Genomic DNA, 875 nt, shown 5'->3' on the forward strand with positions numbered 1-875 from the left:
GTCCTGGCCGACGGCCACGAGGTGAGCCTGTTCGCCAACGTGCAGGACGCCGCCGGCGCCGAGGCCGCGGCGGCGGGGCCGGCCGGGGGGATCGGACTGTTCCGCACCGAACTGGCCTTCCTCGATCGTCCCACCGAGCCCTCGGTCGACGAGCAGGCCGAGATGTACGCCCGCGTCCTCGGGGCGTTCCCCACCGCGAAGGTGGTCACCCGCACCCTGGACGCCGGATCGGACAAGCCGTTGGCGTTCGCCGGGATGACCGAGGAGGACAACCCCGCCCTCGGAGTGCGCGGGATCAGGGTCGACCTGATCGACCGGGGTCTGCTCGACCGGCAGCTCGACGCTCTGGCGGAGGCCGGCCGGCGGGTCGGTGGCGCCCACTCGTCGCCGCGGGTGATGGCGCCCATGATCTCCACGGTCGACGAGGCACGCGACTTCGCCGAGCGCTGCCGGACGCGCGGACTGACCCCCGGGATCATGGTGGAGGTGCCCGCCGTGGCCGTGGCGGTGGACCGCTTCCTGCCCTACGTGGACTTCCTGTCGATCGGGACCAACGATCTCACCCAGTACGTGATGGCCGCGGACCGGATGTCCTCCGGCCTGGCCGCACTCACCGACCCGTGGCAACCCTCAGTGCTCCGTCTCATCCGGTCGGTGGCCCGGGCCGCGGCCACGGCACCGGGCGGGAGGAGCGTCCCGGTCGGCGTGTGTGGCGAGGCGGCGGCGGATCCGCAGCTCGCCTGCGTGCTGTTGGGACTGGGCGTCAGCTCGCTCTCAGTGGCCACCGCGGCGTTGCCGTTCGTCGGCGCCGCGCTGGGCGAGGTGACGCTCGAGAGGTGCAGTGAGTTGGCGGAGCTGGCGCTGGACTGCGACAC

Annotated in this window: 1 protein-coding gene; it reads left to right on the forward strand. The window is 72.9% G+C overall.

Translation table 11 applies throughout. The annotated features are described in order from the left end of the window. The coding region (locus IY392_RS17995) for a phosphoenolpyruvate--protein phosphotransferase (protein ID WP_194861971.1) at positions 1 to 875 on the forward strand (875 nt) is incomplete at both ends.

This window comes from Dietzia sp. SYD-A1 (assembly GCF_015356725.1).
Classification (GTDB): Bacteria; Actinomycetota; Actinomycetes; order Mycobacteriales; family Mycobacteriaceae; genus Dietzia.